Annotated in this window: 11 protein-coding genes, 3 tRNA genes and 1 pseudogene; 11 read left to right on the top strand and 4 right to left on the bottom strand. The window is 59.5% G+C overall.

Annotated elements, in window-relative coordinates:
- Positions 1-20: 20 nt before the first annotated feature.
- Together PotMrB4_RS18600 and folD are read right to left on the bottom strand one after the other, a co-directional pair.
- Positions 21-677 carry a gamma-glutamylcyclotransferase gene (locus PotMrB4_RS18600; RefSeq protein WP_044408349.1) on the bottom strand — a complete coding sequence of 219 codons (657 nt, stop codon included), beginning with the start codon at positions 675-677 and terminating at the stop codon, positions 21-23.
- 149 nt (positions 678-826) lie between these two features.
- Positions 827-1681: a bifunctional methylenetetrahydrofolate dehydrogenase/methenyltetrahydrofolate cyclohydrolase FolD gene (folD, locus tag PotMrB4_RS18595; protein ID WP_172434172.1), complete on the bottom strand. Its 855-nt coding sequence runs from the start codon at positions 1679-1681 to the stop codon at positions 827-829.
- A gap of 273 nt (positions 1682-1954) precedes the next feature.
- On the opposite strand from folD, the gene PotMrB4_RS18590 reads away from it, so the two are divergent.
- The 5 genes from PotMrB4_RS18590 to PotMrB4_RS28505 all read left to right on the top strand — a co-directional run bounded on the left by PotMrB4_RS18590 (position 1955) and on the right by PotMrB4_RS28505 (position 4538).
- Positions 1955-2031 (top strand) — tRNA-Arg (locus tag PotMrB4_RS18590).
- 34 nt (positions 2032-2065) lie between these two features.
- Positions 2066-2141, top strand: a tRNA-His gene (locus tag PotMrB4_RS18585).
- Between the two features lie 55 nt (positions 2142-2196).
- A tRNA-Leu gene (locus tag PotMrB4_RS18580) sits at positions 2197-2281 on the top strand.
- 308 nt (positions 2282-2589) lie between these two features.
- Positions 2590-3543 carry a hypothetical protein gene (locus PotMrB4_RS28510; protein WP_394354002.1) on the top strand — a complete coding sequence of 318 codons (954 nt, stop codon included), beginning with the start codon at positions 2590-2592 and terminating at the stop codon, positions 3541-3543.
- A gap of 305 nt (positions 3544-3848) precedes the next feature.
- Positions 3849-4538: a hypothetical protein gene (locus PotMrB4_RS28505; protein WP_394354001.1), complete on the top strand. Its 690-nt coding sequence runs from the start codon at positions 3849-3851 to the stop codon at positions 4536-4538.
- Between the two features lie 713 nt (positions 4539-5251).
- On the opposite strand, the gene PotMrB4_RS18570 is transcribed toward PotMrB4_RS28505, so the two are convergent.
- Both PotMrB4_RS18570 and PotMrB4_RS18565 read right to left on the bottom strand, forming a co-directional pair.
- Positions 5252-6391 (bottom strand): acyltransferase family protein, encoded by a 1140-nt coding sequence (locus tag PotMrB4_RS18570; RefSeq protein WP_172434171.1) that lies wholly within the window; start codon positions 6389-6391, stop codon positions 5252-5254.
- A gap of 153 nt (positions 6392-6544) precedes the next feature.
- A protein-coding gene (locus PotMrB4_RS18565; protein ID WP_172434170.1) for an IS5 family transposase occupies positions 6545-7398 on the bottom strand; the annotation gives its coding sequence in 2 pieces (ribosomal slippage) (positions 6545-7056 and positions 7056-7398; 855 coding nt in all).
- A 710-nt stretch (positions 7399-8108) separates the two neighbouring features.
- Here PotMrB4_RS18565 and PotMrB4_RS28540 point away from each other — a divergent pair.
- From PotMrB4_RS28540 to PotMrB4_RS18535, 6 genes and pseudogenes are all read left to right on the top strand, one after another.
- Positions 8109-9152 (top strand): annotated as a pseudogene (locus PotMrB4_RS28540) (Arm DNA-binding domain-containing protein).
- A 604-nt stretch (positions 9153-9756) separates the two neighbouring features.
- Entirely contained in the window at positions 9757-11067 is a 1311-nt protein-coding gene (gene tig / locus PotMrB4_RS18555) for a trigger factor (protein WP_107330599.1), read from the top strand.
- Between the two features lie 94 nt (positions 11068-11161).
- The gene (gene clpP, locus PotMrB4_RS18550) at positions 11162-11806 is read left to right on the top strand and encodes an ATP-dependent Clp endopeptidase proteolytic subunit ClpP (protein ID WP_172434169.1); all 645 of its coding nucleotides are present in this window, start codon (positions 11162-11164) and stop codon (positions 11804-11806) included.
- 109 nt (positions 11807-11915) lie between these two features.
- On the top strand, positions 11916-13196 hold the full coding sequence (gene clpX, locus PotMrB4_RS18545; RefSeq protein WP_074968215.1) for an ATP-dependent Clp protease ATP-binding subunit ClpX: 1281 nt from the start codon (positions 11916-11918) through the stop codon (positions 13194-13196).
- A gap of 132 nt (positions 13197-13328) precedes the next feature.
- On the top strand, positions 13329-15725 hold the full coding sequence (lon, locus tag PotMrB4_RS18540; protein ID WP_172434168.1) for an endopeptidase La: 2397 nt from the start codon (positions 13329-13331) through the stop codon (positions 15723-15725).
- A 136-nt stretch (positions 15726-15861) separates the two neighbouring features.
- Positions 15862-16134, top strand: coding sequence for an HU family DNA-binding protein (locus PotMrB4_RS18535; RefSeq protein ID WP_004422505.1), 273 nt, complete (start codon positions 15862-15864; stop codon positions 16132-16134).
- Positions 16135-16153 lie beyond the last annotated feature (19 nt).

The following is a 16153-nucleotide window of genomic DNA, read 5'->3' as shown; positions in this document are numbered from 1 at the left end:
TATTTTTGTGTATAGCGATGTCAGTCGAGATCGAGATGGGGTTGCTTGCTGCAGCGCAGGAGGGCGGACTCCAGGCGGCGGTCGGGCATGGCGTGGGCGCGCAGGCTGTTGACGGTCTGCTCGACGTAGTCGCGCGTGGTGCCGTAATGGCCGCAGGCACGGGCGAAGACGTGGGTGAGGACGTGATCCGGCAGGGCGCCGGCGTAGCAGGCGAAGTTGCGCCGCAGGACGAAGCCGAGGGCCTGGACGCGCCGGCCGTCTTCGAGGCGGCAGTCCAGCCAGCGCGGCTGGTAGGCGGCGTCGGGCATCTCCCGCTGCCAGAGTGCGAGCAGGTGGCGCTCGAGGTGTTCGTCGGGCAGGCGGTAGGCGAAGCCGGAGCAGGAACCGCCACGGTCGAGTCCGAGGACGAGGCCGGGGGCGTCGGGGGTGCCCCGGTGGATCTGCGACCACAGGTAGAGGCCGCGGTGATAGCCGTGGATGCGGGCGCGGCTGCGTTCGACGGCAGGGCATTCCGGGCGCCAGATGAGCGAGCCGTAGGCGAACAGCCAGACGGGGCCGCCCTTGTGCTGGGCCATGGTGGCGTCGAGGGAGGCCTGGAGTTCGCCGGCGGTGAGGTGAACCGGCTGTTCGAGCTGGGGCGGGTAGGGGGCTGGCGGGGCGTCGGGGCGGCCGGGCATGGCGTGGATGGCCTCGGTGGTGCGGTGGAGCGGTACGGGTTCCGTTTTAGCAGGCCGGGAGGGGGTTGGGGAATGACGTTCGTCAGCTTTCTGCATGGCCAAACGAAGAACGGCACCCCTGGGGTGCCGTTCGGTGCCTTGCACTCGCGTCAGTCGTGCAGGTGCTCGGCGGCGTGCAGGGTGTTCTCCAGCAGGCAGGCACGGGTCATGGGGCCGACGCCGCCGGGGACCGGGGTGATCCAGCTGGCGCGCTGCAGGGCGGGCTCGTACTCGACGTCGCCGACCAGCTTGCCGTCTTCCTGGCGGTTGATGCCGACGTCGATGACGATGGCGCCTTCCTTGATCCATTCACCTTTCACCAGGCCGGGCTTGCCAGCGGCGACCACCACCAGGTCGGCACGGCCGACGTGGCCGGCGAGGTCCTTGGTGAAGCGGTGGGTGACGGTGACGGTGCAACCGGCGAGCAGCAGTTCGAGGGCCATGGGGCGGCCGACGATGTTGGAGGCGCCGACGATCACTGCGTCCATGCCATAGAGGTCTGCGCCGGTGCTTTCCAGGAGGGTCATGATGCCCTTCGGGGTGCAGGGGCGCAGCAGCGGGATGCGCTGGGCGAGGCGGCCGATGTTGTAGGGGTGGAAGCCGTCCACGTCCTTGTCCGGGCTGATGCGCTCCAGCAGCAGGGAGGCGTCGAGGTGCCCGGGCAGGGGCAGCTGGACCAGGATGCCGTCGATGGCCGGGTCCTGGTTCAGGCGGTCGATCAGGGCGAGCAGTTCGTCCTGGCGGGTGCTGGCGGGCAGGTCATGGGCCTGGGAAATGAAACCGACTTCCTCGCAGTCCTTGCGCTTGTGCGCGACATAGACTTGCGAGGCGGGATCGCTGCCCACCAGGATCACGGCCAGGCCGGGAATGCGCAGTCCTTGCTGGCGGCGTTCAGCTACTCGCTGGGCTATCTGCTGGCGGAGGCGGGCGGCGATCGTTTTGCCGTCGATCAGTTGTGCGGTCATGACGCGTGATTAACCATTAGGAAGGAGCGAAAAAGGGCGCGTATTCTCGCATGGCGTGCCTGCGGGGCAAAGGCGGCTGCCGGGCATTTTCCCGTAACCCCTTTATCTTTCTAAATTTTTTTCATTTTTTTGTTGACGGGTAGTGGGGGCAGCTATAACATGCGCCCCGCTTGTCGAGCACAGCCACTAGCTGGGTAAGACGGCAAACGTAGAAGTCTCAAGGCTTCTGCTGAAGCCGAAAGCTTCGAAGAGTCTGCTCCGGCAGATGATCGAGCGCCCGTAGCTCAGCTGGATAGAGCATCCGCCTTCTAAGCGGATGGTCGCAGGTTCGAGTCCTGCCGGGCGTGCCATTTGGCAGTCTTGGCACAAGCAAAGTGAAATATGGTGGGCGTAGCTCAGTTGGTAGAGCACAGGATTGTGGCTCCTGGTGTCGTGGGTTCGATTCCCATCGTCCACCCCATATTCTGCAAAGACGCCAGGCCAAGTGCCTGGCGTTTTTGTTTCCAGCGTCGAAAGCGGACGTGGTGAAATTGGTAGACACACCAGATTTAGGTTCTGGCGCCGCAAGGTGTGAGAGTTCGAGTCTCTCCGTCCGCACCATCTGAAGCGCTGAAAGCCCCGGAATCCGGGGCTTTCGCGTATCGGAGGTGGCGCGAATGTGGGTGTGATCGTTCCCAGCGTGTTCCCAAAGAGAACTGGTGTGCGTAACGGGAACGCCCCCCCCCCCCCCCCCCCCCCCAGCCAGCTCCGCGTTTTATCTTGACCCATCGAAAACGGGTAATCTTGGTAATTTCCTTTTGGGGAAGGCCGGAAAGCCTTGTCTATCAGTAAGTTATGATCAGTTCTTAAAAGTAATTTTTTGGTGATTCAGAGGTAGTCAACTTACCTACACCCGCCGCTGGGCGAAGATGGCCCGCGAGTTGGGCTTTACCTGCGAGGCCGCCCAAATCCCGCAGCGCGACCGCAAGGTGGACTGGAATGACTCCCACCAGCGCAGGGCCTTCATCGAGCGCGGCCTGCGCGAGGCGCGCTACCACGGCAGCTTGCTGCTGGCCGAAAGCGCGGCGGAGAAGGGCGCGCTGATGTACGAATGGCGCGAGCGCCACGAATTCCACTTCGCCTTCGAGAACCTCCTGTACTGGTTCAAGATGGACTTGGAGAAGTTCAACAAGTCCATGCGGCACCTGGAGGAATCCGAGCGCCAGGAAGACCAATTGCTGAACGACCGCCAGCGCTGCGACAAGGCCCTACGCCAGTGCGGCGCGGTGGTGGAAATCGCTAACTGCTGCCCGCAGGCGCTGTACTTTCAGCGCAACGAGGTGACGGACGAGTCCTGGTACTACTTCCGCGTGGACTTCCTCCACGACGAGCCGACGGTGTGCAACACCTTCACCGGCGGCCAGGTGGCGGCGGCGAGCGAGTTCAAGAAGCGCCTGCTCGGCATGGCCGCCGGCGCGGTGTTCGCCGGTACCGGCGCGCAGGTGGACCGCATCATGCGCGACCAGCTCTATGGCCTGAAAACCGTCAAGACCATTGACTACATTGGCTACAGCAAGGAGCACAGCTGCTACGTGTTCGGCGACCTGGCCGTGCGCGGTGGCGTGCTCGAACAAGCTAACGCTGAGGGCTACTTCGAGTTCAAGCAGCTGCGCCTGAAACGCTGCAGAAGTCGATCCGCCTGGAAATCGCCCGTACCGATTAGGGCTGCCGCGCCGAGTGCCTCGACTGACTGTGGACCAGTTTCGGCGCACAGGGCATCGTCGCGCTGGCGTTCTGGTTCGGCTCGCTGTTCGCCGAGCAGATCAGTGACGAGTACCAGAGCTTCCCTTCCTGGACGTGATGGGCGGGGCCGGCGCGGGTAAGTCCACGCTGCTGATGTTCCTCTGGAAGCTGTTCTGCCTACCGGACGAGGAGGGCAAGGACCCGTCGAAAATGTCCAAGGCAGGCCTGCGCCGCTGGATGGACCAGATCTCCGGCATGCCGCTGCTACTGCTCGAGGCCGACCGCAGCGACAACGACCGCGGCGCCGCCAAGGCCTACGACTGGGGCGAGCTGAAACCGCTATTCAGCGGCGGCACCATGGGGGTGACCGGCGTGAAGACCGCCGGCAACGAAACCTACGAGCCGCCGTTCCGCGGCACCATCGTGATCAGCGCAGAACGCCACGGTGAAGGCCTGCGAGGGTATCGTCAAGCTGCACTTCGTGCGCCCCGAGGTCACGGCCGCCAGCCGCGCTGCGGCGGACAACTTCAATCACCTGAGCGCCGTGGACGTCAGCCACTTCCTGCTGATGGCCACACGCGCCGAGGGCAAGGTGCTGGAACCCTTCCGCGCCCAAGTCAAGGTGCACGAGCAGGCGCTGCGCGAACTGAAAGAAATCCGCATCGAGCGAATCATCAAGAACTACGCCCAACTGCTGGCCCTGGTCGATGCGCTGCGCCTAGTGGTGCCGCTGACCGATCGGCAGCACGCCACGGCGCAGCGCGAACTGGTGGCGATGAACCTGGTGCGCCAGAGCACCGTCAACGCCGACCCGGCCGAGGTGGCTGAGTTCTGGGAGGTCTACGAGTACCTGCAGAGCCTGAGCGAGGACCCGGTGGTGGACCACTCGATGATCGCCATCAACCTCAACGAGTTCGCCGAGCGCGCCGCGGAGCACAAGCAGAAGCTCGCCGACATCGGCACGCTGCGCAACCTTCTGCCCAACAGCCGCAGCCGCAAGCTCATCGAGAAAAACCGCGCCGTCGACAGCGCCGTCCGGGACGCCTTCAACCGCCGAAACCTCATGTCCGGACGCGGTCCCACGGTGAAGTGCTGGATGTTCCAAAACCCCGACGTCAAGCGCGGCAACGCTTGAGCGTCAAGCAATACCCCAACCTAAGGAGAGGCAGCGTGTAGTAGTACGACGAAGACGAAGAAAGCCCTGGTCTGGGTGCCTGGTTATTTGAGCGATTGGCTTCATGGGGCTGGGTGGTGAGCGGGCTGGCACTGCTGATTACCGCTGCCATCCACTTGCCCGATCTGTTCCTATTGATCGCGCGCTGAAACAACAAGACCCCGGTGAGCGGCAACTCACCAGGGTCGAACCAACCAAGGAGAAGCACCATGCAAGTGAATCAATCGAAGGAAGGCAGGGCAGAGGGTAGCAGGTCGCCATCTGTCGCAAGGCTTGCTCTAGCGCTTATGGCTTGCGCGATGATGGTTGGAGCCTAGTTAAGATCATTGCCCCTTCGTTCCTTGCTGATGGGAAATCGCACTCAATGGAGGTCCGGCCATGACCTGTAGTGTTTCTATTCCACCGAGATGCCCGCGCCCCCGCATGGAAAACAAGCTCAGCCCTTGTGCTTCTACGTGCTTTCTTGCGCTGCAGAGCTGACCTGTCAATTTCAGTAACTAGAAATAGACATACTATTGCAAATACCCATTTCATCCAATTCGCTCCTCATTTTTACTTGATCTTCTTATATGATTATCGGGGAGATTTTTTGGAAAATATGAGGCCGTTAATCAGGTTGTTGATCTAGCCCAGTCCAGCAGCGATTTCAACTTTACTGTCCATGGCCTAGCGGGTCAGGGGGAAGTTGTTGTGGTCGTAGCTGATATGCTGACTATATTGCGCCCACTCGACCACCGGCCCCTAATTGCACGCCTTGCCGGTTCTTCGACGAAGTAATATCCAGCCGCCGACAGAATCGTCAGAAATATAAATGCAACTATTGCTAACAGCTTGCTATTTGCAAATACAGGAGCCACGCTAACAAGTTGGCCATGATATGAGATTAGGGAAAGAACAACTAGCGCCTGAAAAGAGTAGAAGCAATAGGATATTTTTCCAAGCCAAACAAATATGGCCCTGGATAATATCCAATTAATCGGCCCCTGCCCCACTCCTAGGGTGCATACTGTAACTGCTACGACAGGTATAACAATCCAGTTATGACCAATGTAGCTGGGTAGCCATTTACCAGCGACTCCAACATAAGAGGTCAGTATTGTAATAGATGCCAACTGCGCCAACCATAAAAACTTAGGGGCCTTAAGATTCTTAATCATCAAGTAAGCACAGGCGCCAAGGATGAATTCGGGAAGCCGAAAGATGGGCATGGCATAAAATACTGGGATTCCGTAGTTGCCCCCAAATAGTTTGCCGGCAAGTCCGGTCATAATTGAAAAACTATAAAGCCCACCCACTGTCCACATCAGAGAGCGCATGGATAGCTTATTGAGGTGAGGTATTAAAGTGGGCAGAAGTACATAGCAAAAAACTTCAACAGATATTGACCAGCTACCGCCATTGTTCCAGTAGCTAAACAAGGGAGGGAACCATGCTTGAATAACGAACAAGTTTGATAGAAATATGAAGGCTAACCTAGAAGCATTAATCCAATAGTCAAATTCGGATCCTTCAAGACTGATGCCCAGCCATGGCAATGTAACCAGCCCGGCGAGGAAGTACACTGGATATATACGAGCAAATCTATTGATTAAATAGTCTCTAACGCCGCCCGACGCCTTTGAATAGTGCAGCATCAATAAGTAGCCCGAGAGCATGAAGAACACGCTCATTCCAATAGCCCCTTGGCTAAGTATGTTGTCAATAAATGGAATTTTCGTAATGGGCCAGCGCATATGAATGTGGAAAGCGAAGACATATAGCGCCGCCACAAATCTTAGCCCAGTTAACGAAAGGATTTCTTTATGGTCCGCCACGTTTCACTCCAAGAGCAGTAAGTTTGACGGTCAACCATCGCCGCCGATACCAAGGTCGCAGCAGGGTATAGGAATACCGTAGTTAATAGAACCAGGAATGTAATGAAGTAGTGGGTTTTGGGCCGGCCGCAGCATGAGTAGATATTTATCATTCTAGGTTCTGTACGAAAAGTACTGCCGCAGGCATCGCAGCGTGCAAGCCAGCGTGACCATTGCGGCAAAACTTCTGGCGAGCTTGTCATAACGGGTGCCAATTCTCCGGTTCTCTTTTAGCCAGCCACACATCCGCTCGATGATGTTCCGTTGCCGGTATTTCGGACGATCAAACAGTCGGGGTAGTCTTGGCTTGGGTTTGCGCTTCATGGTGCGCTGCGGAATCACCGGTTGCATACGGTAGCGGTCGCAGTACTGGCGCAGATGCTCGGCATCGTAACCTTTGTCTGCCAGTAACCAACGGCAGCGCTTACGAGGCCGTCCCGACTTTCCGGGGATACGTACATGATCTAAGAGTGGCTGAGCATGGCCAATGTCACTGGCCTGCCCGGGTGACAGCATGAAGCGGAGAGGTATCCCGTTGGCATCGCAGATCAGGTGAATCTTAGTGGTTAGGCCGCCTCGGCTACGTCCCAATGCATGATCTACCGGTTCTTCTGGCCCCCCTTTTTCCCGGCGCCAGAAGAGGCTCGGGTTGCACGCACCGAGGTGGAGTCGATCATCCAAGTATCCAGGTCGATCAGGCCTTCCTGATTCAACCGGACGTGCAATCGCTCAAGTACTCGGTTAAACGTGCCGTCGTCTCGCCAGTCACGGAACCGTTGATAAACCGTCGACCACGGGCCGAAACGTTCCGGCAGATCACGCCAGGCGGCTCCGGAGCAGAGGATCCAGAAGATGCCGTTGAGCACCAGCCGATCATCACTTCGAGGTCGGCCCATCTTCTGTTCCGGGGCAACCAGATCCTTGATCAACTCCCAGCCCGCATCTGGGAGTTCGTAGCGCCTTGCCATGTGGACCTCCAGCCAATCATGGTGGCGATTCTACCTGTACCGACTTTTCGTACAGAACCTAAGTGATCGCCCCCCCTCCCCGACAGTGACGCCAAGCCGGGATGAGAAATTGTACAGCGAGCGCGCCCAGGTCAGCGGCACCCTGCCGCGTTGGTCTATGCGACTGGTCGGTCGAGTATGTGATCAAAACTCTGGACGGGCGCACGCTGGTCGAGAGCACCAAGACCCATCCGGCGCGCTATGCTCGAGGAGTTCTGCGCATCACGGACCACACCATCGGCGCGATCGGGGACGAGGCCGGGAACATCGCGACGTTTATGGGGTGGCGGGCCACCGCGCGGGGAGGGATCAAGCCCAACCAGAAGGTTCGGCGCTGTGGCAGAGGAGGTCAGTCAGCAGCTACTCGAATGCGAGGCCATAACCTTGCTTCGCAAGGGCTACAATACGGCTGACCGCCTCTCCGAGCTCACTGCCTTGATCGCGAAGAAGCGGGGCGCCGCGCTGCTGGTCGAAGAAATGCGCAGTCAGTGGCGCACTCGGGCGGAGTGGCTCATCTAGAAATCACATGCACAGCTTCTAAGCCCGGCGACGGGCCATGATTTCTGCGGAGACATAAACTCTCTCGATTCCGATTTGGACGAATAACCATGCACGAAGGCGTCGAGGTGCTCGGCAATTCGCTGCGCGTCTATTTTCGGTACTAGGGCGAGCTGTGCCACGAGCTGTTCCAAGGGGATGCCTCGCCGGCGAACATTGAGCAGGCCAGCCGGCTGGCTGAGTTGATCCGGCACGAGATCAAACAAGGCACGTTCAGCTATGCCCGCCACCTCCCCCACTCGGTGAAGACCAGCACCTTCGGCCACTTCACTGACCTGTGGCTGAACATCAAGCGCAACGAGATGGCGCCGTCCGGGTTCCGGGCTTATGAGCGCAGGGCAGAGCTGCACATCCGCCCGAAGTGGGGGAGCAGTGGGCTGATCAGATCGACCACCTGGACTTGCAGGAGTGGGTGCAGGCAGAGCTGATGCCAAAGCTACACAACAAGACGGTCAGCGAGATCATCGCCCTGGTGCGGCAGATCTTCCGGCTGTACCGGATGCGCAGCCGGATGGCTCACGACCCCGCCAAGGGGCTGCGGGTGCGGGTGCCTGATCGGGACTACCCGGATCCGTTCGGCCGCAAGGAGATCGAGGCCACTCTCTAGAAGGATACCGAGCGCTAGTGGGAGGGCAACCTGGCGCAGTTCATGATCTGGGCCGGGCCTCGCGTGTCGGAGGCAATCTCGCTGGCCTGGGAAGATGTGGCCGACCTGGGCAAGGGCATAGTCCGCTTCCTGCGTTCCCTGGTGCGCGGCCACTAGTAAGTTGACGAAGACGCGGCGCTCGGTGCGCGAGGTGAGGCTGCTGCGGCCGGCTCGCGAGGCGCTGCAGGCGCAGGCGGAGTTGACCCGCGTTCTGGAGCGGGTACTGGTGGACGTCACCGAGCGGGACAACAAGGCGGTGCGCATGCGCAAGCTGCGCTTCGTGTTCCACAACTCCAGCACTGGCGCGGCGCACACCAGCTCGGACATGCTGCTCAAAGGCTTCTGGCGGCCTCACCTGAAGGCGGCCGGTGTGCGCTTCCGCGGGCCGAACAATTGCTGGCATACGTTCGCCAGCTAGCTGCTCACCACCGGTGCGGTGCCGCTGGAGTGGATCGCCTATCAGATGGGGCAAACGTCCACCGACATGATCCGCAAGCACTACGGCAAGTAGATCAACGACGACGGGCCGGACATGGTCGGCATCCTCGAGCACGCGCTCAAGCTGTGATCCCATCGAAATTACCCGAGGCGGCCTGCGAGCCGTCTTTTTACATGCCTGGTCGGCGGCGCTCGGCGATGCCGTGTTCCCAAAATGAACCCAGACGGGCAGGCGGTGAGGGTGAAGGTCAGTAAAATTAGTACCTTGGGCGCGCGCCCGTCAGAGTTCGAGTCTCTCCGTCCGCACCATATTCAATGACCCTTGAGCCTGGGTTTGCTTGCAAGAACCGGGTAGGGAATGAAAAGGCAGCCGTCGGGCTGCCTTTCGTCGTTCCGGGGGCTGCATTTGCGGCATCCGGCCGCAGTGCCGTCCGGCCTTGGGCGTGCTGTACTGCCGGAGCGCTGCCCGCCCGGCCGTAGGCATCGGGCAGGGATGTTGGCCGGGTAGGGCGGTCCTTCCTTATATAAGGTGCGAATCCATTGGTGTCGGCTCTTGTAGGCAGGGGCGCGAAGAGCGATGGGTTGGCGGGGTGACTTCTGCATTTTCCTCTAATAGAATGCCGACCCTTGATTATGGGGCCGGTCCGGCCGGCAAATGTCTGCAACGAGGAATATCCATGCAAGTTTCTGTTGAAAGCACCTCCGCTCTCGAGCGCCGTATGACCGTTGGTGTGCCGGCCGAGCGGATCGAGACTGAAGTCAACAAGCGTCTTCAGCAGACTGCTCGCCGCGCCAAGGTCGCTGGCTTCCGTCCGGGCAAGGTGCCCATGAGCGTCATCCGTCAGCGTTACGAAGACGCTGCTCGCCAGGAAGTCCTGGGCGATCTGATCCAGTCTTCCTTCTATGAGGCTGTGGTTGAGCAGAAGCTGAACCCGGCTGGCCAGCCTTCCGTCGAGCCGAAAGTGTTCGAGAAGGGCAAGGACCTCGAGTTCATCGCCACCTTCGAAGTGTTCCCGGAGTTCCAGGTTGCTGGTCTCGAGTCCATCGCGGTCGAGCGCCTGCAGGCTGAAGTCGGCGACGCTGACGTGGACAACATGCTGGAAATCCTGCGCAAGCAGAACACCCGCTTCGAAGCGGTGGATCGTGCTGCCGAGAATGGCGATCAGCTGAACATCGATTTCGTCGGCAAGATCGACGGCGAAGCCTTCGCGGGCGGTTCTGCCAAGGGCACCAGCCTGGTGTTGGGCTCCGGTCGCATGATCCCGGGCTTCGAAGATGCCCTGGTTGGCGTCAAGGCGGGCGAAGAGCGCGTCATCAACCCGACTTTCCCCGAGGACTACCAGAACCTGGATCTGGCCGGTAAGACTGCCGAGTTCACTGTGACCGTGAACAGCGTCTCCGCCCCCATCCTGCCGGAGCTGAACGACGAGTTCTTCGCGCTGTTCGGCATCAAGGAAGGCGGTCTGGAAGGCTTCCGCGCCGAAGTTCGCAAGAACATGGAGCGCGAACTGCGTCAGGCCATCAAGTCCAAGGTCAAGAATCAGGTAATGGACGGCCTGCTGGCTGCCAACCCGATCGAGGTACCGAAGGCACTGATCGGCAACGAGGTGAACCGTCTGCGCGTTCAAGCTGTTCAGCAGTTCGGCGGCAACATCAACCCTGATCAACTGCCGGCCGAGCTGTTCGAAGAGCAAGCCAAGCGTCGCGTGGTTCTGGGTCTGATCGTGGCTGAAGTGGTCAAGCAGTTCGAGCTGAAGCCGGACGACGCCCGCGTTCGCGAACTGATCGAGGAAATGGCTTCCGCTTACCAGGAGCCTGAGCAGGTCGTGGCCTGGTACTACAAGAACGACCAGCAGCTGAACGAAGTCCGTTCTGTTGTGCTGGAAGAACAAGTTGTAGATACTGTCCTGCAGAAGGCCAACGTGACTGACAAAGCGGTCTCCTACGAAGATGCAGTCAAGCCGGTAGAAGCTCCGCAAGCCGCCTGATCGTTTCGCCTCGTTCGAGCACACCATAAGCCAGCCTCCGAGCTGGCTTATGCGTCTTTGAGACATGACATTAGTTAGGGAGCGATCGCTGGACATGTCCCGCAATTCTTATATGCAGCAACAAGTCCCTGATATCCAGGCTGCTGGTGGCCTCGTGCCGATGGTGGTGGAGCAGTCTGCCCGTGGCGAGCGCGCCTACGACATCTATTCCCGCCTGCTGAAGGAGCGGGTGATCTTCCTGGTGGGTCAGGTCGAGGACTACATGGCCAACCTGGTGGTTGCGCAGTTGCTCTTCCTCGAAGCCGAGAACCCCGACAAGGACATTCACCTCTACATCAACTCTCCGGGTGGTTCGGTGACTGCCGGGATGTCGATCTACGACACCATGCAGTTCATCAAGCCTGACGTATCCACCATCTGCATCGGCCAAGCCTGCAGCATGGGTGCGTTGCTCCTGGCGGGTGGTGCAACTGGCAAGCGTTACTGCCTGCCGCACTCGCGCATGATGATCCACCAGCCTCTGGGTGGTTTCCAGGGGCAGGCTTCGGACATCGAGATTCACGCGCGTGAGATCCTCACGATTCGTGAGCGCCTGAACAAGATCCTGGCCGATCACACCGGACAGCCGATCGATGTGATCGCCCGTGATACTGATCGCGACAACTTCATGAGTGGCGATGAGGCTGTCAAATACGGACTGATCGATCAGGTCCTCAGCAAGCGTCAGCTCGCCAGCTAACACCATCCGCAGCACCGTGGCCGGCTCCCGCCGGCCACTCCGCGGGCTTGAAAATGCCCGCATTTGCCTTCATCTTGTGTTTCATGCCTATCCCGACTGGATTGATCGAATGACTGACACCCGCAATGGCGAGGACAACGGCAAACTGCTTTATTGCTCCTTCTGCGGCAAAAGCCAGCACGAAGTGCGCAAGTTGATTGCCGGCCCTTCCGTCTTTATCTGCGACGAGTGCGTCGACCTGTGCAACGACATCATCCGTGAGGAGGTGCAGGAAGCCCAGGCCGAGAGCAATGCGCACAAGCTGCCGGCGCCCAAGGAAATCCGCACCATCCTGGATCAGTATGTGATTGGTCAGGAGCGCGCGAAGAAGGTCCTCGCGGTCGCCGTCTACAACCACTACAAGCGTCTCAATCAGCGCGACAAGAAGGATGACATCGAGCTCGGCAAGAGCAACATCCTCCTGATCGGCCCTACGGGTTCCGGCAAGACGCTGCTGGCCGAAACGCTCGCTCGCCTGCTGAATGTTCCCTTCACCATCGCCGACGCAACCACGCTCACCGAGGCGGGTTATGTGGGGGAGGATGTCGAGAACATCATTCAGAAACTGCTGCAGAAGTGCGATTACGACGTGGAAAAGGCCCAGATGGGCATCGTCTACATCGATGAGATCGACAAGATTTCCCGTAAGTCCGATAACCCCTCCATCACCCGTGATGTGTCGGGTGAGGGCGTCCAGCAAGCATTGCTGAAGCTGATCGAGGGCACCGTTGCGTCCGTGCCGCCGCAAGGTGGTCGCAAGCATCCCCAGCAGGAATTCCTGCAGGTGGATACACGTAACATTCTCTTTATTTGCGGCGGTGCGTTCGCCGGGTTGGAGAAGGTCATCCAGAACCGCTCTGCTCGTGGCGGCATTGGCTTCAATGCCGAGGTCCGCAGTGTTGATCTGGGCAAGAAGGTGGGTGAAACCCTGCGCGATGCGGAGCCGGAGGACTTGGTCAAATTCGGGCTGATCCCCGAGTTCGTAGGTCGTCTGCCGGTGATCGCCACCCTGGACGAACTCGACGAGGCTGCATTGATCCAGATCCTCACCGAGCCGAAGAACGCCCTGACCAAGCAGTACGGCAAGCTCTTCGAAATGGAAGGAGTGGATCTGGAGTTCCGTCCGGACGCACTCAAGGCTGTGGCTCGCCGTGCGCTCGAGCGCAAAACCGGTGCCCGGGGCCTCCGCTCGATCCTCGAAGGCGTGCTGCTCGACACCATGTACGAAATCCCCTCGCAGAACGAGGTCAGCAAGGTGGTCATCGATGAAAGTGTCATCGAAGGGACCTCCAAGCCGCTGCTGATCTACGAGAACAGCGAACAGCCGGCGAAAGCTGCGCCCGACGCGTGATCACCAAAGGGGCCCTCGGGCCCCTTTGTCTTTCCCACTACAGCGCTTGTTTTTTCCCAGACGTGCCCCCATCTTAGGCCCTCAGGGTCACCCTATCTGTTAACGGCCCATGGCCGCTGTAGAGCTGAAATCATGAAGACAACCGTAGAATTGCCTCTCCTGCCATTGCGTGATGTCGTGGTCTATCCGCACATGGTCATCCCGCTGTTCGTGGGGCGTGAGAAATCCATCGAGGCCCTGGAGGCCGCGATGACCGGGGACAAGCAAATTCTTCTGTTGGCGCAGAGGAACCCGGCGGACGACGATCCGGGCGAAGACGCCCTGTACCGTGTCGGTACGGTCGCAACCGTCCTCCAATTGCTCAAGCTGCCTGACGGCACCGTGAAGGTGTTGGTCGAGGGCGAGCAGCGTGGCGCCATCGAGCGCTTCTTCGAAGTAGAAGGTCATTGCCGGGCCGAGGTTGCCCTGATCGATGAGGCTGACGCGGGTGAGCGTGAGTCCGAAGTGTTCGTTCGCAGCCTGCTTAGCCAGTTCGAACAGTACGTTCAACTGGGCAAGAAGGTGCCTGCCGAGGTGCTCTCCTCGCTGAACAGCATCGATGAGCCGGGTCGCCTGGTGGATACCATGGCTGCGCACATGGCGCTCAAGATCGAGCAGAAGCAGGAGATCCTCGAGGTCACCGATCTGTCCGAGCGCGTTGAGCACGTACTGGCTCTCCTGGATGCCGAGATTGACCTGTTGCAGGTCGAGAAGCGTATCCGTGGGCGCGTCAAGAAGCAGATGGAGCGCAGCCAGCGCGAGTACTATCTGAATGAGCAGATGAAGGCCATTCAGAAGGAGCTCGGTGACATCGATGAAGGCCACAACGAGATCGAGGAGCTGAAGAAGCGCATCGACAGTGCGGGTCTCACCAAGGAAGCCCTCACCAAGGCCAATGCCGAGCTGAACAAGCTCAAGCAGATGTCGCCCATGTCGGCGGAAGCTACGGTCGTCCGCTCCTACATCGACTGGCTGGTGAACGTGCCGTGGAAGGCCGAGAGCAAGGTCCGTCTTGACCTGGCGAAGGCAGAAGACATCCTGGATGCCGATCACTACGGCCTCGAAGAGGTCAAGGAGCGGATCCTCGAGTACCTCGCTGTGCAAAAGCGCGTCAAGAAGGTGAAAGGCCCTGTCCTTTGCCTGGTCGGGCCGCCCGGCGTGGGCAAGACCTCGCTGGCCGAGTCCATCGCTCGTGCCACCAACCGCAAGTTCATCCGCATGGCCTTGGGTGGCGTGCGTGACGAGGCCGAAATCCGTGGTCACCGCCGTACCTACATCGGTTCCATGCCGGGCCGTCTCATCCAGAAGATGACCAAAGTCGGGGTTCGCAACCCGCTCTTCCTGCTCGACGAGATCGACAAGATGGGCAGCGACATGCGCGGCGACCCGGCTTCTGCGCTGCTTGAGGTGCTTGACCCGGAGCAGAACCACAATTTCAACGACCATTACCTTGAGGTCGACTACGACCTCTCGGATGTGATGTTCCTCTGCACCGCGAACTCCATGAACATTCCGGCACCTCTGCTGGATCGTATGGAGGTGATTCGCTTGCCTGGTTACACCGAGGACGAAAAGGTCAACATCGCGACCAAGTACCTGGCTCCGAAACAGACCCAGGCCAATGGCCTGAAGAAAGGGGAGCTGGCGTTCGAAGAGGCGGCTATCCGCGACATCATTCGCTACTACACCCGGGAAGCCGGCGTGCGCAGCCTGGAGCGCCAGATCGCCAAGGTGTGCCGCAAGGCCGTCAAGGAACACGCCCGCGAGAAGCGTTTCAGTGTGGTCGTGACGGCTGACTCGCTGGAGCACTTCCTGGGCGTGCGCAAGTTCCGTTACGGGCTGGCTGAACTGCAGGACCAGATTGGTCAGGTAACAGGCCTGGCATGGACCCAGGTCGGTGGTGAGCTACTGACCATCGAGGCGGCTGTCGTGCCGGGCAAGGGGCAACTGACCAAGACCGGCTCGCTCGGTGATGTGATGGTGGAATCCATCACGGCCGCACTCACCGTGGTGCGCAGTCGCGCCAAGAGTCTTGGCATTCCGGCCGATTTCCACGAGAAGCGCGACATCCATATCCACATGCCCGAAGGGGCTACGCCGAAGGATGGGCCCAGCGCGGGCATCGGCATGTGCACGGCTCTCGTGTCGGCCATGACGCAAATCCCTGTGCGCGCTGATGTCGCCATGACCGGGGAAATCACCTTGCGTGGCCAAGTGCTCGCAATCGGTGGTTTGAAAGAGAAATTGCTGGCGGCTCATCGGGGCGGTATCAAAACTGTGATCATTCCCGAAGAAAACGTCCGTGATTTGAAAGAAATCCCTGAAAACATCAAGCAGGATCTGAATATTAAACCCGTTAAATGGATTGACGAGGTCCTGCAAATTGCGCTGCAATACGCGCCGGAGCCCTTGCCCGATGCGGCTCCCGAGATGGTTGCAAAGGATGAAAAGCGCGAGCCTGATTCCAAGGAGCGAATCAGCACGCATTAGCCGGGGGGCTTTCTTGACACATTTTTCGAGCCCTTGTTATAAAGCGGCTCCTATGTGTCAGCAGGCCATCCAGCACCCGCTTTGCTTACACCGAAGAACTAAGAAACAAACTCAACAGATATAAGGGGACTTAAGAGTGAACAAGTCGGAACTGATTGATGCCATCGCCGCATCCGCTGATATCCCGAAAGCTGTCGCTGGCCGTGCGCTGGACGCAGTGATCGAATCCGTCACTGGCGCTCTGAAGGCTGGTGATTCCGTGGTGCTGGTAGGTTTCGGTACCTTCGCTGTCAAAGAGCGCGCTGCTCGCACTGGCCGCAACCCGCAGACTGGCAAGCCGATTAAGATCGACGCTGCCAAGATCCCCGGTTTCAAGGCTGGTAAAGCTCTGAAAGACGCCGTCAACTAAGCGTCCCTCTGGCTTTGCC

It is taken from the genome of Metapseudomonas otitidis (assembly GCF_011397855.1).
Taxonomy (GTDB): domain Bacteria; phylum Pseudomonadota; class Gammaproteobacteria; order Pseudomonadales; family Pseudomonadaceae; genus Metapseudomonas; species Metapseudomonas otitidis.
Note: the sequence above shows the minus strand (reverse complement) of the source record. Positions and strands in the feature narration are given on the sequence as shown.

Coding starts and splice junctions, on each gene's coding strand:
- tig (WP_107330599.1), top strand. CDS start 9,757: ATGCAAGTTTCTGTTGAAAGCACCTCCGCTCTCGAGCGCCGTATGACC.
- folD (WP_172434172.1), bottom strand. CDS start 1,681: ATGACCGCACAACTGATCGACGGCAAAACGATCGCCGCCCGCCTCCGC.
- PotMrB4_RS18600 (WP_044408349.1), bottom strand. CDS start 677: ATGCCCGGCCGCCCCGACGCCCCGCCAGCCCCCTACCCGCCCCAGCTC.
- PotMrB4_RS28510 (WP_394354002.1), top strand. CDS start 2,590: ATGGCCCGCGAGTTGGGCTTTACCTGCGAGGCCGCCCAAATCCCGCAG.
- lon (WP_172434168.1), top strand. CDS start 13,329: ATGAAGACAACCGTAGAATTGCCTCTCCTGCCATTGCGTGATGTCGTG.
- clpX (WP_074968215.1), top strand. CDS start 11,916: ATGACTGACACCCGCAATGGCGAGGACAACGGCAAACTGCTTTATTGC.
- clpP (WP_172434169.1), top strand. CDS start 11,162: ATGTCCCGCAATTCTTATATGCAGCAACAAGTCCCTGATATCCAGGCT.